The 18,302-nt window shown below is 60.1% G+C and carries 26 protein-coding genes and 5 tRNA genes; 2 read left to right on the top strand and 29 right to left on the bottom strand.

Annotated elements, in window-relative coordinates; translation table 11 throughout:
- Positions 1-23 precede the first annotated feature (23 nt).
- From DXX99_RS00670 to DXX99_RS00600, 15 genes are all read right to left on the bottom strand, one after another.
- A tRNA-Ser gene (locus DXX99_RS00670) sits at positions 24-116 on the bottom strand.
- The gene (gene tadA, locus DXX99_RS00665; RefSeq protein ID WP_115791590.1) at positions 94-585 is read right to left on the bottom strand and encodes a tRNA adenosine(34) deaminase TadA; all 492 of its coding nucleotides are present in this window, start codon (positions 583-585) and stop codon (positions 94-96) included. Before tadA ends, DXX99_RS00670 begins: the two co-directional genes overlap by 23 nt.
- A gap of 15 nt (positions 586-600) precedes the next feature.
- Positions 601-677, bottom strand: a tRNA-Arg gene (locus DXX99_RS00660).
- Between the two features lie 24 nt (positions 678-701).
- Positions 702-777 (bottom strand) — tRNA-Arg (locus tag DXX99_RS00655).
- Between the two features lie 3 nt (positions 778-780).
- A tRNA-Ser gene (locus DXX99_RS00650) sits at positions 781-877 on the bottom strand.
- Positions 878-913: 36 nt separating this feature from the next.
- Positions 914-1,004 (bottom strand) — tRNA-Ser (locus DXX99_RS00645).
- Positions 1,005-1,075: 71 nt separating this feature from the next.
- Complete coding sequence (locus DXX99_RS00640) at positions 1,076-2,359, bottom strand: adenylosuccinate synthase (protein ID WP_115791589.1); 1,284 nt, start codon at positions 2,357-2,359, stop codon at positions 1,076-1,078.
- A gap of 6 nt (positions 2,360-2,365) precedes the next feature.
- Positions 2,366-3,760, bottom strand: a complete 1,395-nt coding sequence (locus DXX99_RS00635; protein ID WP_115791588.1) for an NAD(P)/FAD-dependent oxidoreductase — start codon at positions 3,758-3,760, stop codon at positions 2,366-2,368.
- 28 nt (positions 3,761-3,788) lie between these two features.
- Positions 3,789-5,114, bottom strand: a complete 1,326-nt coding sequence (gene dnaB / locus DXX99_RS00630) for a replicative DNA helicase (RefSeq protein ID WP_115791587.1) — start codon at positions 5,112-5,114, stop codon at positions 3,789-3,791.
- A 14-nt stretch (positions 5,115-5,128) separates the two neighbouring features.
- Positions 5,129-5,575, bottom strand: coding sequence for a 50S ribosomal protein L9 (rplI, locus tag DXX99_RS00625; protein WP_115791586.1), 447 nt, complete (start codon positions 5,573-5,575; stop codon positions 5,129-5,131).
- 98 nt (positions 5,576-5,673) lie between these two features.
- Complete coding sequence (gene rpsR / locus DXX99_RS00620) at positions 5,674-5,904, bottom strand: 30S ribosomal protein S18 (protein ID WP_015740089.1); 231 nt, start codon at positions 5,902-5,904, stop codon at positions 5,674-5,676.
- Between the two features lie 18 nt (positions 5,905-5,922).
- Complete coding sequence (locus DXX99_RS00615; protein ID WP_115791585.1) at positions 5,923-6,339, bottom strand: single-stranded DNA-binding protein; 417 nt, start codon at positions 6,337-6,339, stop codon at positions 5,923-5,925.
- Positions 6,340-6,351: 12 nt separating this feature from the next.
- On the bottom strand, positions 6,352-6,639 hold the full coding sequence (gene rpsF, locus DXX99_RS00610; RefSeq protein ID WP_115791584.1) for a 30S ribosomal protein S6: 288 nt from the start codon (positions 6,637-6,639) through the stop codon (positions 6,352-6,354).
- Positions 6,640-6,740: 101 nt separating this feature from the next.
- On the bottom strand, positions 6,741-6,935 hold the full coding sequence (locus tag DXX99_RS00605) for a DUF951 domain-containing protein (RefSeq protein WP_115791583.1): 195 nt from the start codon (positions 6,933-6,935) through the stop codon (positions 6,741-6,743).
- A complete protein-coding gene (locus DXX99_RS00600; RefSeq protein WP_115791582.1) occupies positions 6,929-7,534 on the bottom strand; it encodes a CvpA family protein in 606 nt (201 codons plus the stop codon). Before DXX99_RS00600 ends, DXX99_RS00605 begins: the two co-directional genes overlap by 7 nt.
- Before the next feature lie 128 nt (positions 7,535-7,662).
- Here DXX99_RS00600 and yyaC point away from each other — a divergent pair, with 128 nt between their 5' ends.
- Positions 7,663-8,274 carry a spore protease YyaC gene (gene yyaC / locus DXX99_RS00595; protein ID WP_115791581.1) on the top strand — a complete coding sequence of 204 codons (612 nt, stop codon included), beginning with the start codon at positions 7,663-7,665 and terminating at the stop codon, positions 8,272-8,274.
- A gap of 115 nt (positions 8,275-8,389) precedes the next feature.
- Here yyaC and DXX99_RS00590 read toward each other — a convergent pair whose 3' ends face one another.
- A complete protein-coding gene (locus DXX99_RS00590) occupies positions 8,390-10,033 on the bottom strand; it encodes an RNA-guided endonuclease TnpB family protein (RefSeq protein WP_134642919.1) in 1,644 nt (547 codons plus the stop codon).
- Between the two features lie 74 nt (positions 10,034-10,107).
- On the opposite strand from DXX99_RS00590, the gene DXX99_RS00585 reads away from it, so the two are divergent.
- Positions 10,108-11,403, top strand: a complete 1,296-nt coding sequence (locus tag DXX99_RS00585; RefSeq protein WP_115791579.1) for an RNA-guided endonuclease InsQ/TnpB family protein — start codon at positions 10,108-10,110, stop codon at positions 11,401-11,403.
- On the opposite strand, the gene tnpA is transcribed toward DXX99_RS00585, so the two are convergent.
- The 13 genes from tnpA to rpmH all read right to left on the bottom strand — a co-directional run bounded on the left by tnpA (position 11,400) and on the right by rpmH (position 18,241).
- Entirely contained in the window at positions 11,400-11,804 is a 405-nt protein-coding gene (tnpA, locus tag DXX99_RS00580; protein ID WP_115791578.1) for an IS200/IS605 family transposase, read from the bottom strand. The two genes, DXX99_RS00585 and tnpA, sit on opposite strands and share 4 nt — an antisense overlap.
- Positions 11,805-11,940: 136 nt before the next feature.
- Positions 11,941-12,222, bottom strand: coding sequence for a hypothetical protein (locus DXX99_RS00575; protein ID WP_115791577.1), 282 nt, complete (start codon positions 12,220-12,222; stop codon positions 11,941-11,943).
- 48 nt (positions 12,223-12,270) lie between these two features.
- Positions 12,271-12,915: a phosphoribosyltransferase gene (locus DXX99_RS00570; protein ID WP_115791576.1), complete on the bottom strand. Its 645-nt coding sequence runs from the start codon at positions 12,913-12,915 to the stop codon at positions 12,271-12,273.
- A 5-nt stretch (positions 12,916-12,920) separates the two neighbouring features.
- Positions 12,921-13,409, bottom strand: a complete 489-nt coding sequence (locus DXX99_RS00565) for a DUF4446 family protein (protein WP_134642918.1) — start codon at positions 13,407-13,409, stop codon at positions 12,921-12,923.
- Positions 13,410-13,442: 33 nt separating this feature from the next.
- Positions 13,443-13,778, bottom strand: a complete 336-nt coding sequence (locus tag DXX99_RS00560) for a hypothetical protein (RefSeq protein WP_240610777.1) — start codon at positions 13,776-13,778, stop codon at positions 13,443-13,445.
- A gap of 2 nt (positions 13,779-13,780) precedes the next feature.
- Positions 13,781-14,632 (bottom strand): ParB/RepB/Spo0J family partition protein, encoded by an 852-nt coding sequence (locus DXX99_RS00555; protein ID WP_115791573.1) that lies wholly within the window; start codon positions 14,630-14,632, stop codon positions 13,781-13,783.
- Positions 14,625-15,389, bottom strand: a complete 765-nt coding sequence (locus DXX99_RS00550) for a ParA family protein (RefSeq protein WP_115791572.1) — start codon at positions 15,387-15,389, stop codon at positions 14,625-14,627. The genes DXX99_RS00555 and DXX99_RS00550 overlap by 8 nt, the downstream gene beginning before the upstream one ends.
- 60 nt (positions 15,390-15,449) lie before the next feature.
- Positions 15,450-16,172: a 16S rRNA (guanine(527)-N(7))-methyltransferase RsmG gene (gene rsmG, locus DXX99_RS00545; RefSeq protein ID WP_115791571.1), complete on the bottom strand. Its 723-nt coding sequence runs from the start codon at positions 16,170-16,172 to the stop codon at positions 15,450-15,452.
- 78 nt (positions 16,173-16,250) lie between these two features.
- Positions 16,251-16,877 (bottom strand): RNA-binding cell elongation regulator Jag/EloR, encoded by a 627-nt coding sequence (gene jag, locus DXX99_RS00540; protein ID WP_240610759.1) that lies wholly within the window; start codon positions 16,875-16,877, stop codon positions 16,251-16,253.
- Positions 16,846-17,541: a YidC/Oxa1 family membrane protein insertase gene (locus tag DXX99_RS00535; RefSeq protein WP_205664591.1), complete on the bottom strand. Its 696-nt coding sequence runs from the start codon at positions 17,539-17,541 to the stop codon at positions 16,846-16,848. Before DXX99_RS00535 ends, jag begins: the two co-directional genes overlap by 32 nt.
- A gap of 21 nt (positions 17,542-17,562) precedes the next feature.
- Positions 17,563-17,772: a membrane protein insertion efficiency factor YidD gene (gene yidD, locus DXX99_RS00530; protein WP_115791569.1), complete on the bottom strand. Its 210-nt coding sequence runs from the start codon at positions 17,770-17,772 to the stop codon at positions 17,563-17,565.
- A complete protein-coding gene (gene rnpA / locus DXX99_RS00525; RefSeq protein WP_115791568.1) occupies positions 17,769-18,101 on the bottom strand; it encodes a ribonuclease P protein component in 333 nt (110 codons plus the stop codon). Before rnpA ends, yidD begins: the two co-directional genes overlap by 4 nt.
- Before the next feature lie 5 nt (positions 18,102-18,106).
- Positions 18,107-18,241, bottom strand: coding sequence for a 50S ribosomal protein L34 (gene rpmH, locus DXX99_RS00520; protein ID WP_015740105.1), 135 nt, complete (start codon positions 18,239-18,241; stop codon positions 18,107-18,109).
- Positions 18,242-18,302 lie beyond the last annotated feature (61 nt).

Raw genomic sequence — 18,302 nt, 5'->3', positions numbered from 1 at the left:
GTGTTACCCATTTTGATATTTCTTGGCGGAGAGAGTGGGATTCGAACCCACGAGGCGGGTTTTGCCCGCCTACTCGATTTCGAGTCGAGCGCCTTAGTCCACTCGGCCATCTCTCCGCTCCGCGCGCAACTCCTGGAAGAAGCGCCTGAGCAGAGCACCGCTCTCTTCCGCCAGCACTCCGCCCACTACTTCCACCTGGTGGTTGAAGCGAGGATCGCGCAACAGATCGACTACCGATCCCGCCGCTCCCGCCTTTGGGTCGAAAGCCCCGAAGACAACCCGCTTCACCCGGAACTGTATCAAGGCACCCGCGCACATAGGACAGGGTTCTAGCGTGGTGTAAAGCGTCACTTCCTCCAGGCGCCAGTCCCCTATCTTTTTCGCCGCCTCGCGCAAGGCCAAGATTTCAGCATGAGCGGTAGCGTCTTTCAAGGTTTCACGCAGGTTATGCCCTCGCCCGATAATTTCTCCGTTGAGAACCGCCACCGCGCCTACCGGAACCTCACCAAGCGCGTAGGCCTTTTCTGCCTCGCCGAGCGCCTCACGCATGAAGCGCTCGTGCTGGTCCTTCTCTTCGGTGGTCATGTGCGCCACTTAGTATGGTGCGCCCGGAGGGATTCGAACCCCCGACCTGCGGCTTAGGAGGCCACCGCTCTATCCTCCTGAGCTACGGGCGCCTGTTGAAGTCTCGATTAAATTTATGGCGCGCCCGGAGGGACTCGAACCCCCAACACCCAGATCCGTAGTCTGGTGCTCTATCCATTGAGCTACGGGCGCGTATGGCGGAGAGAGCGGGATTCGAACCCGCGGTAGAGGGTTTTTAGCCCTCTACAGCCGCTTAGCAGGCGACCGCCTTCGACCACTCGGCCATCTCTCCTACTGGCAACCCCTTGCCGCCCCCCGCACTCTTACCTGGCGGAGGGGGTGGGATTCGAACCCACGGAGCCCGCGAGGGGCTCAGCGGTTTTCAAGACCGCCTCCTTAAACCGCTCGGACACCCCTCCCATGCAAGATCTACTATAGCACAGCTTCTTTGCCGCTGTCAACGCACCGCGACCGGCAGAAAAAGGAGATTTTAACCGAAAAAGGAGTGGCAGACGATCATCTGCTCCCGGCGCACCCCTACGCCCACCAAAGCTACCGGTACCCCGGTGAGTTCCTCTATTCTCTCCAAATAGCGCCGGGCGTTGACCGGCAGGTCTTCCAACCGGCGCGCTCCACTTATATCGTCCGCCCAACCGGGCAGCTCTTCGTACAGAGGCTGGCAAGAGCGGAGCACCTCCAAACTGGCCGGAAACTCCCGGAGTTCCTCCCCTTTGTAGCGGTAGCCGTAGCAGATCTTAACCGAGGGGAGCCCGGTGAGGACGTCGAGCTTGGTTATGCAGAGGTGGGTAAGCCCGTTCACCCGAGCTGCGTAGCGCACGATGACAGCATCGAACCAGCCGCAGCGCCGCGGCCTCCCGGTGGTGGTGCCGAACTCCCTCCCCCGCCTCCTTATCTCCTCCCCCAAATCCCCCGGCAGCTCGGTGGGAAAGGGACCTTCGCCCACGCGGGTAGTGTAAGCCTTAGCCACTCCCACCACGTAGTCGATGGCGCGCGGTCCCACCCCGGCTCCGATGCAGACCCCGCCGGCCGTGGGATGGGAAGAGGTAACAAAGGGGTAGGTGCCGTGATCGAGGTCGAGCAGGGTTCCCTGTGCCCCCTCAAAAAGCACGTGCCTGCCTTCGGCGATGGCCCGGTTGATGACGAGGCTGGTGTCGGCGACGTAAGGGCGCAGCTTTTCGGCGTAACCCTGGTACTCTCGATACACTTCCTCGTAGGAAAGGCCTTCCTTGCCGTAGACGTGCCGGAGGACGGCATTTTTGTAGGCTATGTTTTCCGCCAGGAGCTGGGGGAAATCCTCCCCCAAAAGGTCTATCACCCGCAGGCCCGTGCGGGCCGCCTTATCGGTGTAAGCAGGCCCTATGCCCCGGCGGGTGGTGCCCAGGCAGCCCTTCCCCCTGCGCTCCTCCTCTGCCGCGTCCAGCAGGCGGTGGTAGGGGAGGATTAAATGGGCTCGCTCGCTGACGAGCAGCCTGGCCAGGGTTACCCCCCGGCGGGTAAGGGTCTCGATCTCATTGAAAAGTACGGCTGGGTCGATCACCACACCGTTGCCTATGATGCAAGTCTTATCGGGGTAGAGGATACCAGAGGGAAGCAGGTGTAGGCGAAATTCTTCCTCCCCTACCACCACCGTGTGTCCCGCGTTATTCCCTCCCTGGTAGCGCACGACGAGATCGGCGCGGGCCGCGAGAAAGTCGGTCACCTTCCCCTTTCCCTCATCCCCCCATTGCACTCCCACCAGTGCCACTGTCGCCAAAATAGTTCACCTCCCAAAGCGCCGCAATATCTCCCGGGCAACTACCACGCCGGACGCCGAGGCCTGCACCAGGCCCCGCGTTATCCCAGCTCCATCGCCGACCGCGAAAAGGTTCTTTATCTGGGTCTCGAGTTGGGGCGTGAGCTTGAGGCGCGAAGAGTAGAACTTGACCTCCGCGCCGTAAAGCAAAGTGTCGCGTGAGAAAACTCCTGGCGCCAACTTGTCCAGAGCCTCCAGCATCTCCACTATACCCACCAGGTGCCGGTAGGGCAGGACTAGGCTTAAATCTCCCGGCGTGGCCAGGGCGAGGGTAGGACGCACCAACCCCTTGGCCAGACGCTCGGGCGTGCTGCGCCTCCCCGCCAGAAGGTCTCCCAGCCGCTGCACGATAACTCCGTTGCCCAAAAGGTTGGCCAGGCTAGCTATGTGGCGGCCGTAGGCGATAGGTTCTTTAAAAGGTTCGGTAAAACTCTTACTTACCAGCACTGCGAAGTTGGTATTTTCCGTCTTGCGGTAGGCGTGCGCATGCCCGTTGACGGTTACCACCCCATCGGCGTTTTCCACCACCACTTCGCCGTAGGGGTTCATGCAGAAGGTACGCACTTTGTCTTCAAAAGTGCGGGAGTAGTAGATGCACTTGAACTCGTAGAAAAGGCGGGTCAGCGGTTCCATGACCACCGCTGGTACCTCCACACGCACCCCTATATCCACGGGGTTGACCGCCATTTCCAGGCGCAGGCGCTTAGCCTCATGCCGCAACCAGTTGGCGCCTTCCCGTCCCGGCGCTACCACCACCCAACGGGCGGTCAGCACCTGGCCGTCGGCCAGCTTAACCCCGCGGATCTGCCGCCGGGAAGTTAGCAGAGCCTTAACCTCGCACCCCATTTTGATATCCACTTTTGCTTGAAGATAGTCGCGCATGCGGGCCAGAATCTCCGAGCACCTGCCGGTCCCAAGGTGCCGGATGGGCACCTGAATCACCCGCAGGCCAGCGAAAACCGCCCGGCGCATAACCTCTTCGTACTCCGCTTCCCGCCCTACGCCGTAAATTTCATCGGGAGCTCCGAACTCCCGGTAGATACTGTCCACGTAGGAGATGAGCTCTTCCAGCTTTTCCCTCCCCAGATATTCGTCCAGGACTCCACCCACCTCGGGGGAGAGGGTGAGTTTGCCATCGCTGAAAGCTCCCGCCCCGCCCCAACCGCACATGATGGAGCAAGTGGGGCAGTGACGGCAGAAGTCCCCCCTAGCGTGGGCGGGGCAGAAGCGCCGGTTAAGGTCGGGCCCCTTGTCCAGAAGAGCTACCTTGAGCCGAGCCTCTTGCCGCACCAATTCCAGAGCGGTGAAAATACCCGCCGGCCCCGCTCCCACTATCAGAACGTCGTAATCCCGGTAAGCCAAGTCTTTCCCCCTCGAGTCCTAAGAATAGTTAGAAATCAAAGTCCTTGGCCAGCGTCACGAAACAGGTGTACTCCCTTAAGAAGGCCAGTTCCGCCGTGCCCGTAGGGCCGTTGCGCTGTTTGGCCACGATAATCTCCGCCACCCCCGGCTTATCCGTGTCGGGCCGGTAGTAGTCCTCCCGGTAGATGAACATGACCACGTCCGCGTCCTGTTCCAGGCTCCCGCTCTCCCGCAGGTCGGATAGCTGCGGGCGCTTGTCCTGCCGGGTTTCCGGAGCGCGGCTGAGCTGGCTCAAGGCCAAAACCGGGCAGTTGAGCTCTTTGGCCAGGTGCTTCAAGCTGCGGGAGACAAAAGCTATCTCCTGCTGGCGGTTCTCCATCCGCCGGGGGGGTTGAACGAGCTGCAGGTAATCCACCACCACTAGCCCCAAGCCCCCCGCCTGAGCTTTGAGTCGCCGCGCCCGCGCCCGCAAATCCCGTACCGAGAGGCCGGGCGTGTCGTCGATGTAAAGCGGCAAGGGGGCTAGGCGCGCTGCCGCCTGAGAGAGCCTCACCCAGTCTTCGTCGGTAAACTCCGCCGTTCGCACCCGCCGGTGATCCACCCGCGCCTCCGCCGCCAAGAGCCGCTGGATGAGTTGCTCCCGCGACATCTCCAAGCTAAAAAAGCCTACCGGCAAAGCCACCTCCCGCGCCACATTAAGACTTATGGAAAGAGCCAAGCTGGTCTTGCCCATGCCGGGACGAGAAGCCAGAATGATCAGGTCTTGCGGCCAGAGTCCTGAGAGCAGACCGTCCAACTCTTCAAAGCCCGTGGGGAGACCCAGCTTCTTTCCCCGGTAGCGGTAGGACTCTTCCAGGTGCTGCAGTACCGCTTCCAGCACCTCGCTCAAAGCCACGAAGGAAGACTCGACTTCAGCCGCCGAAAGCTCGGCAAGCCAGCGCTCCGCCTCCGAAAGGAGCTGCCGGGCATCGCCCGCCTCCTCCAGCCCTAGATCCCGGATGCGGGTAGCCACCTCTACCAGGCTGCGCAGGAGCGCCTTATCTCTTACAAGCTTGGCGTAGTGCTCCGCGTGCGCCGCCGTGGGCACCACGTCCACGAGGCTAGCTACGTACGCCGCCCCGCCCGCTTTCTCCAGCTTCCCTTCCCGCCGCAAGTGCTCGGTGACCGTGATGAGGTCGATGGGCAGCGACTTTTCCTCGAGCTCGAGCATGGCCTCGTATATGGCCCGGTGCGCTTCTTCGTAAAAGTCTTCCGGTCGCACAAGCTCCTCCACCCGCGACAGCGTCTCCGGGTCGAGGAAGATGGAACCCAGAAGCGCCTGCTCTGCCGAGACGTTCTGGGGAAGCTGAGCCAAAAGACCTCACCACCTTACGCAGGTACCACCTCTACCTTGACCCTTCCCACTACGCCGGCGGCCAGCCGGACTTCCACTATGTAAGTTCCTATCTCCTTGATGGGGCTTTCCAGCATCACCAGCTTCTTGTCGATTTCCACTCCCAACTCCCGGGCTATGGCGGCCGCTATTTCTTTGGCGGTCACCGCGCCGAAGAGTTTCCCCCCCTCGCCAGCCCGGACCTTGAGGGTGAGGGTGGTGGCGGAAAGCCGGTCGGCCAGCTTCTTCGCCGCCTCCAGCTTGGCTGCTTCCGCCTTCGCTTTCTGCTCCATCCGGCGCCGGAGCTCCGCCATCTTCTTCTCGTCGGCCGGCTCCGCTAGGCGCCGAGGAATGAGGTAGTTACGGGCGTAGCCCTCGGCCACGTTCACCACCTCGCCGGCCTTGCCCAGAGAAGGAACATCTTTAAGGAGGATTACCCGCATCGGAGCAAACTTCCCTCCCCTCCAGAAAAAAAGCGGGGTGCTTCCTCACCCCGTCAGAGCTTCCCGGAGACCAGCACCTTTCTTTGAGGGCCAACACTTTATTCGCTCACGAAGGGCAAGAGGGCCATGATCCGAGCCCGCTTTATGGCCACCGTGAGCATGCGCTGGTGGCGCGCACAGTTACCCGTTATCCGCCGGGGGAGGATCTTGCCCCGGTCGGAGATGAACTTCTTCAAACGGTTGACATCCTTATAGTCCACCTTATCTATCTTTTCCACGCAGAAGCTGCAAATGCGCTTCTTGCGCCGCGAGCGCCTGTCCTTCTTCACCTTTGAACCTCCTTTGGTTTAAAACGGTATGTCGTCGTCGGAGAAGTCTATAACTTCTGCCATATCCAAGTCTTCCTTAGAAGTGTCGGGCGAGCCCGACTCTTTCCCGGCATCTTTAGGCCGATCCAGGAAGCGCACGTTCTCCGCCACCACTTCGGCCGCGCGGCGCCTTATCCCCTGGCTGTCGTCGTAAGAGCGGATCTGCAACCGTCCCTCCACCGCCACCAGCCTTCCTCGCGTCAGGTTGCGATGGCAGACCTCCGCCAGCCCTGACCACACCACCACATCGATGAAGTCCGCCCGCCGCTCCCCCTGCCGGTTGCTTCCCGGCCGATCAACGGCAACCGTGAAGCTCCCCACGGGCGTTCCTGTGGGAGTGTAGCGCAGCTCGGGATCGCGCACCAGCCGGCCTATCAAGATAACCCGGTTAAGCACGGCAAAAACCTCCTACTCATCCTCCCGGACAATGATGTGGCGGAGGACGTCCCCGGTGATCTTAAATACCCGGTCGAGCTCCTGCACTACGGGCGGCTCGGCCTGAAAGCGCATGACTACGTACTGGCCTTCCCGCTCCTTCTCGATCGGGTACGCCAACCGCCGCTTCCCCCAGCGGTCTATGCTCACCACTGTGCCGCCCCCGTCTTCTACTATCTTCTTAAACTTTTCTATCACTGCCTCTAGGGCTTCTCCTTCCACCTGGGGGCGCACAATGTACATAGTCTCGTAAGCCCGCATCTTTTCACCTCCCCTCGGTCTCAAGCGGCCCCGGTTCCCAGCACCGGAGCAGGGAAGCCGTTGTTATCTTACCACACGGTAGGGGCGGGAGCAAGAGAGGGTCAAGAGGTATAACTAGGACCCTCCGCCGACCGCAGAAGGCGCAGAACCTTCTCCCGGGGGAGGAGGACTGTTCGCCCGCAGCCGCAACACCTGAGGCGCACGTCCACCCCGGTTTTTAAGACCTCCCACACCTCGCTCCCGCAAGGATGGGGCTTCTTCAAGCGCAGCCGCATCCCCACCTCCAGCTTCACCACACAAGCATGCCCCCCTGGCGCAACACCGGCGAGAAGGCCTTGACCGCCTGCCAGAACCCTTGGTAGTAAGGGGCCAACTGGCTGGCAGCCAGCACCTCGGCCAAGGGATTAACAGCGTGAGGAGGCAAAGAAACCTCCGCCACTTTCTGTACTAGGAAGAAAACTATGGCGCTGAAAAGAAATCCCCATAAGGCCCCTAAGAATAACCCTGCGGCTCGATCTATCAAAGGGAAACCCAAGGGCTTCACCAGGCTGGTAAGTGCGGTGGCGGAAAAGAAGAAGATCCTCTCGGCCAGTAAGAAAAGGAATAAGAAGCAAACCCCCCCGACCACCGTCGCCGCCAGCCGGTAAGCCATCTCTTCGGCGGGAAAAGCTCCCGCCCTGCCGCCGAGGTATTGCAGGATGGCGTGCGCCAACTGGGCGGTCAGGTGCCAGTTGCGGTCGAGGATATCGGCTAACCGAGAAGCGTAGCGGCTGGCGACCACGAAGCCCACCAAAACCGCCGCCATGTGCAGAAGGCTCAGGATCAAGCCCTGGCGCCATCCCTTCCAGGCTCCCGCTCCTATGAAAAGTAAGAGGACGAGATCAAGCCAGTTCATCTTAACCTCACCGCGCTTACCTTAACAAAGGGTCTTTTTCGTCGCCTCGCACCTTCCCTCCTCCCACCGAAGGAAAGATGAATGAAGAAAAAAAAGCTGGTCATAATGGAAGGGGGAGGTGACAAGCGGTGGAAGGAGTTCTCGACTTTACCCGCAACCGCGTGCTCAAAGCGCAGCCGCGCTTTCGCATACACTACGGCGCCCCCGACGCGTCCTCTCGGCTAGCGGGGGAGCTGGGCAGGTACTTGAAGCCCCTCCTTCGGCACAGCAGCATTCCCTTGGTCCTCCTTTGCATAGGAACCGATCGTTCTACGGGGGACGCCCTCGGGCCCCTGGTGGGAAGCCAAGTGGCGGCGGCCTCCTGCCCCCACTATCATGTCTACGGAACGCTGGCCGAACCGGTGCACGCCGCTAACCTGCAAAGCAAACTCGAGGAGATCTACGCCCGCCACCAGCGCCCCTTTATACTGGCAGTGGACGCCTCGCTGGGAAAGCCGGAGAGCGTGGGCTACATAAACGTGGGGGAAGGGCCTATTTTCCCCGGAGCGGGGGTGCACAAGAACCTTCCTCCGGTGGGGGACCTCCATATAACGGCAGTGGTTAACGTGGGGGGATTTCTGGAGTACCTGGTCTTGCAAAATACCCGCCTCAACCTGGTAATGCAGCAGGCGAAGGTGATAGCCGAAGCCCTCCTGCAGGCAGTATCTGCACCTTGTTTAAACCAGGCTGCCTTAGGGTGAAGCCTCCCCGTCCTGAAGGACGGGGCTTCCCGTTCCCTCAGGGCGAGGCGCCTCCGCTACGGTCCGTTCCCTTCATCCCGGCTGGAGGCGACCTTACGGCTTCATGGGAAGATACCTACGCTGTATTTGCGGCGCGTACAAGGAGGAGTTCCTTTATCTTTTTGCGGCGCAAGTTTTTACTATACCAGTACTTTCCCGCTAACGCTGAGAGCTCCGCATCGGAGAAACGTTCCCCGATATTTATTGCTCCCACCACGTCAGCGTCTGCTGCAAAACCGCAGCGCTGACAGCGGAATTCGCGCCCCTGCCGGTTTTCCTTGTCCACCCAACCGCATATGGGACAGGTCTGGCTCGTGTATTCCGGAGGTACGAAGGCCACGCGACCACCCAGCCACTCCAAATCCCGCTTCAGGTGGTCTTGAAGCTCGCCCCGGGCCCAAACCCTGAGGTCGAACCTCGCCCGTGAACTCCGCCTGACCCCTTCGGCAGTCATCTCAGACAGGTCTTCCATAACCACAAGCACACGTTCGGGATTGGGGCCCAGCAGGGTCAGAAACTGGTTGACCACCCGGCCTATCTCAGTGGACACAGCGGCTTTTATACGTCTCCGCAGTTCCACCCAACGGTGGTCCGAAAGGTGTCTGTCGTACTCGGCAATTTTCCGCTCCAGCCTGCGGCGCGTTTCCGGGTTTTTGGTGATCGACAGCCGCTTTTCGGCCCTTTGCCTGAGGTTCCGGATTTTGTTGCGCGTCTCCTGGAGTCGCAGGTATTCGTCGTACAGCTTTCCGGCAATTTCTTTGAAGCTCTTTCCGAGCTTCAAACCGTTGCTCAAGTTGAGAAGTGTGTTCATCCCGATGTCGCATCCTAGCACGGCTTCAGGTTCGCCTTTGGGCTCCACCCTCGGCTTGGCCACCGGCACGGAAAGACGTATGTGGCGGCCCCGAATTACCAACTGCGCCTTGCGGGCCGTGCTCTTCAACCAACCCGGAAAAAGGGAGTCCAGGAGCCTCCTCTTGTCGGCTGTTAGACAGAGTGGTACGGCAATACGCCGGTGGGGCACCGCAGTGGTCACCCAGGCCCACAGGTTGAACTCTTTCGTCCCGCGGGCTTCTTCGAGTGTGAAGACCCGGCAGTCGAGCTGTATCACGCCGCCCTTGAAGACCGGCATGCGCCAGTTCTCCCTTATTTCCCGGAACTTAGAGGCGATGAACTCCGCTATTCCTGCTCTAGCTTGCGGCGAAAGTGAATCATAAGCTTCCGCCACCTTCCGGAGTTGCTCGCTTTTCGAAGCCCGCCACTTCGCAACCACGTCCTCTGCTTCGGCCAGCCCGTTCACAAACCGGTGGAATAAGGTGGCATTCCGGACAAACACGGCACAGACCAACCGGTATTCTAGGGACAGGTTTCCGTCCTTCCACACATCGGAGGCGATCTTGTCCTGCACGGCCAGATAGTGTTCCCGCAGGATGTCCAGCATACGGTTTCCCGCTATCTGGATGTAGGCCGACGGCAGAGGCGTTTCCAGCGGCCTCGCCAAAGCCTCCTTTTGCATGAGGGTGGTGGCCGTACCCCTCAGAATCCTTTCAATCAGCTCTGTCCGGTTGTACCAGCGCCCGATCCACTCGTTGACCGCCCGGGTGTGGAGTTGGTCAAGTTCGTACAGAGCGTCCAGCTTGGCTTTGTTGACCAGCTTCTTCGGCACGGTGATGTGTACTGACCGGAAAAGCTCATTCCCGGTCAACTTCGTCTTTTTTACCAAAAAGTCCGCCGCTGAAGGCCCCGGCTTTTAAGCCTGGGGATGAAAGCGGCCTCAGATTGTGCTACAATGGGAGCATGAAACGCACCAACGTCGTCCGGGTTCTTCCGGATAAACAGCAAAAGCGAGTCCTGGAGACCATCGGGGATCGCTGCGCCGCCCTCTACAACGCCGTGACGTACAGGTGCAGGCAGGCGTTCTTCAAAGGAGAACCCGTGCCCTCCTACGAGGCCCTGTGCTCCGAGTTCAAGGAGCACCCGGCGTACAAAGCCCTGCCCGCCCACATAGGGCAGGAGGTCATCAAGAAAGCAAGGAAGGCGTGGTACTCCTACTTCGCCTGCCTGAGACTGTACCGTAAGGGCGATATGTCAAGGCCGCCGCGCATACCCCGCTACTGGAAGGACCGCCGCACGGGGAAGCGCATATTCCGCGTCATCCCCGTCAAGGCGCCCACCTCCTACTCCCTGGACTCCCGCACCCTTTCCCTCACACTGCCGCGGGACCTCCGGAAGAGGCAGGGAGACCGCTTGGTCCTGCGCACGAAAGGGCTCTTGCGCTTCCACGGCCAACCTAAGACCCTGGAACTCAAGTACGACCCCGTAAAGAAGCGCTGGTACGCCCACCAGGTGGTGGAGGTGCCAGAACCGAGAAGGCCAGCCTGGCCTGAAAAGTACGCCGCCTGCGATTTGGGTGCGAGGGTCCTGGTCGCCCTGGCCGTCGAAGGGCTCGACCGCCAGATCCTCTTCTCCGCCCGGGAGGTCATCAAGGACTTCCTCTACTGGACCAGGCAAATTGCAAGGGAGCAGTCGAGGCTCAACCGGGCGGGAAGGAAAACCTCCAGGAAGTTAAGGAGGCTTTATCAGCTCCGCGCCCGCAGGCTGAGACACGCCTTTGTAGCCCTGGCCGCAGAGATTGCCCGTGTCTTGAAGCGGCACCGGGTGACCACGCTGTTCCTTGAGGACCTGACGGGCATCCGGGAGGACATGGACTTCGGGCCGAAGAACTGGCCGGTGCACAACTTCTGGGCCTTCCGCATGTTAAGGAACCTCATCGAGGCCGCCTGCATCCGGGTCGGGATAAGAGTCGAGCCTGTCGAGCCGGAAGGGACTTCCTCCAGGTGCGCCGTCTGCGGGCATCCTGTCAGGCGGCCCGTCCGGCATAAAGCTGTGTGCGAGGAGTGCGGCCGCGTGTGGCACGCAGACGCCAACGCGGCGTTAAACATACTCCTTCAGGGCTCCTCGAAGGAGCACGGGGCGGAGGCCACGCCCCAGAAGCCGCTTGCCCTCCGGTGGAACCGCCACCGGTGGGTAGGCCGCTTCGAACCTGCCGCCGGTACGCTTAAAGCGGCGAGCGGTAGCCGGATGGCGGCTTAAAGCCGCCTGAAGGAATCCCTGGGCTTTAGCCCTGGGGAGGGAGTCAACTGACCGGTTGAGGCGATAAAGTAACTCGGGCTCCAGAAGTGTTTGGCCCAAAGGCACTCCCTGAGCTCCGGGAATTCTTTTCGCAGGAGCCGGGAGGATACTCCCTCAAGGCTGTTCACAAACTTCGACACCTGGAGTTGCGGCTTTCCCGCAAAAAGAATGTGAATATGGTCCAGAGCGGTTTCCTGTTCGATTATTTCTACGCCAAAACGTTCTGCAATGTGGTACACGATTTCTTTGAGCCTCTCCGCTACCGGACCTTTCAACACCTTGCGGCGGTACTTCACGCAGAAAACCAGGTGGAACTGAATTGAGTAGACGGCATGAGCACCCTTGTCGTAACGGTACTTCATGTCTCCATGGTACTACAGAACCAACAAAAAAAATCAAGGCCGCCTTTCATCTCCTCCCTGAAGGGAGGAGACTTCCCGGCGGTTTTAGTTAAAAATTTAAAGGCCCGAAGTCCGGGGCCTTTGAAATTTCTTTACGCTATCCACGCCTCTTATTTTGGCTTTCACCATCCTCAAGCTCAGCTTGCAGCCCCCACCTTAAGGTGCGGGGAGGAAAGCGCCGCAACCTTAAACTTTTCGTACCGCCAGCCGTCAAAACGCTGGATGAGCTTAAAACAGCGAAGCCGAAGTAGAGCTTCTTTCCCGAACGCTGCTCCCTGGGAAAGCCGTGCCGGTCGAGGTTCGCCATCTGCCTCGTCCCGCGCCCCGCAGCCAAGGCGACCTGCACGTATTCCACGGCGACTTCCAGCCCGTCGGGCACTTCCCCCACACAGCAGGCGTCGAAGGAGTGAGTCTTGAGGAGGAAGGCTTATGCTTCCTGTTTAGGGCCGAGCTCTTCCAGGAGGGCGATTACCTCCTCGTCGGTGGTCTGCTCGAAATTCTGGTAAAACTGCCCGACCGCCATAAAAAACTCGGGAGCGTAAAGACAGACCAACTCGTCTACCTCCGGGCGCAGGAAGGACAGGGTGTCGGGAGGAGCCACCGGGACGGCTAGGATGATCTCCCGGGGAGAAGCTCTTTTGAGCGAGCGCAGCGCTGCCAGGATGGTAAACCCGGTGGCTATGCCGTCGTCGGTGAGGATGATAGTCCGGTCACGCCAGGAAACGGGGGGAAGGGAGGCGCGGTAGCGCCTGAGCCGCCTTTCTACCTCTTCCAGCGCCTCCCGCACCAGCACCTCCTTTTCTTCCGGCGTCACCCTCAGTCGCCGCACCAGATCTTCGTTGAAGAGGGGGACGCCGTCCTGGGTCACCGCCCCTATGGCCAGCTCCGGGTTGCCGGGAGCTCCGATCTTGCGCGGGATGATCACATCCAGAGGAAGCTTTAGCTCCCGCGCTATCTCCGCCCCCACCACCACCCCGCCCCGGGGAATGGCCAGCACCAAACCCCTGGGGTAATCCCTTCCTTTAAGACGCGCCGCCAACTGCCTTCCCGCGTCTACCCGATCTACAAACAAGGATCTCAGCCCCCTTGCTTGGCTGCTGCCAGCACCTCTTCCTCTTCCTTCGCTAGTCTGACCTGAGGCGCACCTCCCTTTACCTCTTTGGCGTACATGCGCGCTTCGCGACGGCCGTAAAGCCCGGTGAGTATGAAGCCGTCCCCCTTACCATCTAGAAGAGCGGCGCTGAAACTTAACTCACCGCCCACATCGGCAAAGGCGTTGTAGCGCTTCAACACCGGCGTCCGCACGCATTTGCGCAGCTCCTCCGCCAACTCCTCTTGCCGCTTTTGCAGTTCCAGCAAAAGCTTTTTAGTCTCCTGGTAATCCTCGTTGAGCGCAGCCAGGCGGGAGACGAAATCGGGGTCGTCCAGTTGCTGCGCCAGTTGCCGCTGCAGGTTCAAGAGCCTTTGCAGGCGTCGGGTGCAAAGGAAGGAGACCAAGAGGGCGAGCAGGGCCAGGAATCCCAAGACGCCGCAAAGATAGGGTCCATAAGTCAGCCAGAACTCCATCACTTGCCCTTCACCTTCTGCCACCGAAGATTTTTAAAGCCCGTACCTTCTGCGCATGTCGCACAGCCGCTGGTAGGTAGGGGGATCCACGGCGGCCAGGAAATCTAGGTTAAGCCTCTCCAGGAACTCCTTTAGGGCCTTCCCGCGCACCATCCACTGGTAGTAGAAGCGCCCGCCGTGAAAGTAGGGGCCGTAAAGGCGCGAGCCAGGAACAACTGCCACCAGCCAGCGAAAGAGCGCCTCGTGCTTTCCGTGCATGCGCAGGGTTACTTGGGCTTGTCGGCCGTCGCCCCCGAAGTGACCCTCACCGATGAGCAGGCCGGTTATTACCCCCATGGCGAAGTCGTTCAAGCGATCCATCTGTTTCACCGTCAAGTTCCACGTGAAACTCCATTCGTCGTTTCCGTCAAGAAGCTAATGACCGCTTCCCGGCTGGGAAAAACGAGTTCCAACCGCCAAGAACGCCTGCCCGGCCGCAAGGAAACTTTAGCCCCCCAGGCTTGCGACCACACCGCCAGCCTTTCCTTCACCTCCGGATCCTCCGGTAAGGCGGGGGCGGGCGAGGAGCGGCGATGGCGCTTTATAGCTTCCTCTAGAGCTCGAACCGACATCCCCAGCTTAACCGCCTTGAGAGCAAAAAGCTCCTGCTCTTCCGCACCCGGGAGGGCCAGAAGAACTCGAGCATGACCCGCCGTCAACTGCCCCTCACGCAGGAGTTGCAGAACCAGGGGGGGAAGGTTGAGCAACCTTAGGGTGTTGGCCACTGCCGCCCGGCTCTTTCCCACCCGCCGTGCCACTTCTTCCTGAGTGAGGCCGAACTCCTCGATCAAGCGCCGATAAGCGGTGGCTTCTTCCAAGGGGTTCAACTCTCGGCGGTGCAGGTTTTCCACCAGGAGGGCACAGGCCGTGGCGAGATCGTCGTAGGAGCGCACCAGGGCAGGGATGGTCTCCCAGCCCAGCCTCTGGCAAGCCCGCCAGCGCCTCTCTCCCGCCACCAACTCGTAGCCCCCCTCCACCAGCCGCACTACTACCGGATGGAGCAGGCCGTACTCGGCAATAGAAGCGGCTAAGGCGTCCAACTCTTCTTCGTCCCATTCGGTGCGAGCCTGGCGCGGGTTGGGCCTAATTTCCACCATTCTGATCTGCCGGATTTCCTCCCCTGCCACCGTCACCGGGGGAATAAGGGCGTCCAGACCTCGGCCCAGGCCCCGCGGCTTAGGCACTTCCCATCACCTCCCGTGCCAACTCGAAATACGCTTCCGCACCTCGGCTGCGCGGGTCGTAAACGGCCACCGGCTTGCCGTGGCTGGGAGACTCACTTAAGCGCACATTTCGGGGGATGATCGTCCGGTAAACCTTGCCGCGGAAGTGCTTCTTAACTTCCTCCGCCACTTGAATGGAGAGGTTGGTGCGCCCGTCAAACATGGTGAGCAGGACCCCCTCGATCTCCAGGCGGGGGTTAAGACGCCGCTTAACCAACTGAATGGTATTCAGTAAGTGACCCAGTCCCTCCAAGGCATAATACTCGCACTGGATGGGGATGAGCACCCCGTCAGCCGCCACCAAGGCGTTCAGGGTGAGGATCCCCAGCGAGGGAGGGCAATCGATAAAAAGATAATCGTACCTGGAGCGGAGAGGCTCAAGCGCCCGGCGCAGCAACGACTCCCGCTCCGCCACGCCCACCAACTCCACTTCGGCTCCGGCCAGCTCAATACTTGCCGGTATGACCTCCAATCCTGACACCGATGGGCAAGGAAGCTTGGCTTCCTCTGCCGAGACCTCTCCCAGCAATACCTGGTAAAGGGTGCGAGAGAGCCTGGCCGGATTCAAGCCCAGTCCGCTGGTGGCGTTAGCCTGAGGATCGGCATCGACCACCAGTACCCGCCTTCCCAGCAGGGCTAGGCAAGTACCCAGGTTGACCACCGTGGTGGTCTTAGCCACCCCGCCTTTCTGGTTGGCCACGGCAATAACTTTACCCATGTTCTTCCGCCTCGAAATTTGTATTCCACGCTCGCGCCATCATTTCCTTCCAGGAGCACACTAAAGGGGCCGCTTCCGGGCCAGGCCGGGACGCCTGGGGTAAGGAGCAGGAGTAGGGGAGACCTTAAGCACCACCAGCAACTGCCGCTTCTCCCCGCCGGGCAAGGAGTAGTGCCAAACCTCGGATACCTCGCCCCCTAGCACAGACAAGGCACGGGCGGCTTCGGCCAGCTCCGCCTCCCCCCGTGGCCCTTTATAGGCCAGAAAAAGCCCTCCCAGGCGCGCGAAAGGGAGGGTATATTCGGCCAACTCTCGTAGGGGGGCCACGGCGCGGGCTACCACCCAAGCGAAGCTTTCGCGGTAGCCGGTCACCCTGCCGTACTCCTCCGCCCGGCCCCACACGGCTTGACAATTGGGCAGGGGGATATCCTCTATAGCCCGGCGCAAGAACTCCACCTTTTTGCGCGTGGCCTCCAGGAGGACGAACTTCACTTCTGGCAGGGCTAGAGCCAGCGGAATGCCCGGGAAGCCGGCGCCGCTTCCCACATCGATGCAGGGGCCTTCGGGAGGAGGGAGGTGGGCGAGGGGGGCCAAGGAATCGAGATAGTGGAGGATCGCCACTTCTTCCGCCCCACTTATCGCCGTCAAGCTGAAGCGCCTTCCCCAGAGGGAAAGGAGGGCAAAATGGCGCCCCATTTTCTCCCGCGCTCCAGGAGGAAGGGAAAGGCCAAAGGCAGCCAGCCCCGCCTCTAAAGCCGATAAAAACTTTTCTGATGCTCGCAAAACCTTTCTCCCCTCAAGTAAAAGGCCCCCCGCTTGGCGAGGGGCTGAGGATAAAGTGTCTTAAATCTTGAGAGAGCTTCATTTGCGCGGAGCGATGACAATCTTTCGGAAAGGCTCTTCGCCTTCGCTGAAGGTGTAGATGTCGTCACGTCCCTTGAGAGCCATGTGGATCACCCGCCGCTCCTGCGGGCTCATGGGCTCGAGCACGATATTCCGACCCCGTTTCTTGGCCTTTTCGGCCAAGCGCAGAGCTAAAGCTCGCAGAGTCTCTTCCCGCTTCTTCCGGTAACCGCCCACATCAAGCAAAATCCGCTTCTTTACCGAAGAATTGCGGCAGGCCGCCAGCCCCAGCAGGTACTGCAGCGCGTTGAGGGTCTCCCCTCGACGCCCGATGAGCACACCCAGGTTTTCCCCCTCGACCTCCAGACTGACGCTCTCCCCATCCTCCTTTAGGTGGACTTTACCCTCCAGGGACATGACCCGCAAGATCTCTTCCAGCAAAGCCTTGGCCTTCTCACCGGGGGTGGGCTTCTTCACCACCCTCACCTTAGCCGGCCGGGAACCAAAAAGCCCCAGAATACCCCGGCTCGGCTCCTCCAGAACCTCTACCTCTACTTCTTCCTCACCAACACCCAACTCTGCCAACGCCGCCTTTACCGCTTCCTCCACCGTCTTACCGCTCTTTATCACTTCCTGCAAACTCACTCGCCCCCTTCCCGCCCGCGAGCAAGTGCCTGTTAAAAAAGTACTGCTGAACCACGCTTATGAGGTTGTAGACCACCCAGTAAAGGGCCAAACCGGCAGGCAAAGTGGCGCTTATCCAGAGGATCATGCCCGACATCAAGATCCCCATCATCCGCTGCTGTTGCTCCTGCCCCGCCGTCTGAGGAGTGATCTTCATCTGCCAGTAAGTGGTAATACCGGCTAACACAGGGAGAATGAAGTAAGGATCAGTGTGGCTGAGGCTTGGCACCCAGAGAAAGCGAGCGTGCTCCGCCACCGTGTAAGGGAAGCTCAAAAGGGCACGGTAAAGGGCAATGAGAATGGGAAGCTGGATAAGTAGAGGAAGACAACCCGCCATGGGGTTGACGTTGTGCTCACGGTAAAGCTCCATAAGCTTCTGCTGCAGCTTCTGTGGGTCCTGCTTGTACTTCTCCTGCAACTCCTTTATCTTAGGATGGAGCTGCTGCAGCGCCACCACCGAGCGCATCTGCCGGTAGTTAAGCGGGAGGAGAACCAAACGCACCAGGATGGTTAGCATAATAATGGCCAGGCCGTAGTTAGGTACTCCTATTGCCACTGTGACCTTGTAAAGCCACTCGAGCAGAGTGGCCATACCCGTTACCAGTTTGCTGAACAACTCGCCCAACGCTTTATATCCTCCTCTTCATCAAGGCACAGGATCGTATCCTCCAGGATTAAAAGGGTGACAGCGCAGCAACCGCCGCAAAGCTAGGACTGTACCCCGCCAGGCCCCGTAGCGGGCTATCGCCTCGTAAGCATAAGCTGAGCAGGTAGGGTAAAACCGACACCGCGGCGGCAGCCAAGGGGAAATGGCAACCTGATAAAATTTTATAACCGCGAGCAAAAGACCTTTCACTGGGGGCCACCCCTCCGCAAAGCCTCGCGCACATCTGCTTCTATTTCCCAGTAGGAAGCTTCTTCCGCCCCCTCCCGGCCCAGCAAGACGTAGTCGAACCCCGGCCGAAAGAGCTCCGGGTTAAGGCGGCACACCTCTCTCAAAAGCCGGCGCACTCGGTTCTTCTTTACCGCCGTCCTAACCTTTTTGCTCACGGCAAAGCCCAGACGGTAAAAGTCAAGCTCATTAGGGCGGAAGTAAACGACCACTCGCCGGCCGACCGCCCGGCGACCTTCACTGAAAACGGCGCTGAAATCGCTTCGGCTTAAAACTTTGCGCTTGTGCCGCACCTAGGTTAAACCGTCAGCCGCTTCCTTCCCTTAAGGCGACGCCGCTTCAGCACCCGGCGTCCACCCGGCGTGCGCATGCGCCTAAGGAAACCGTGTACCCGCTTGCGATGCTTCCTTTTAGGCTGATAGGTCCTCTTCAACCTTCCCACCCCCGCCACTCTGCAGAGATACAGGAAAATTATATCCCACCGTTTTTGAAAG

The organism is Ammonifex thiophilus, assembly GCF_003368535.1.
GTDB classification, from domain to species: domain Bacteria; phylum Bacillota; class Desulfotomaculia; order Desulfotomaculales; family Ammonificaceae; genus Ammonifex; species Ammonifex thiophilus.
The sequence above is the reverse complement of the archived record's forward strand: the minus strand, read 5'-3'. Positions and strand labels throughout refer to the sequence as shown.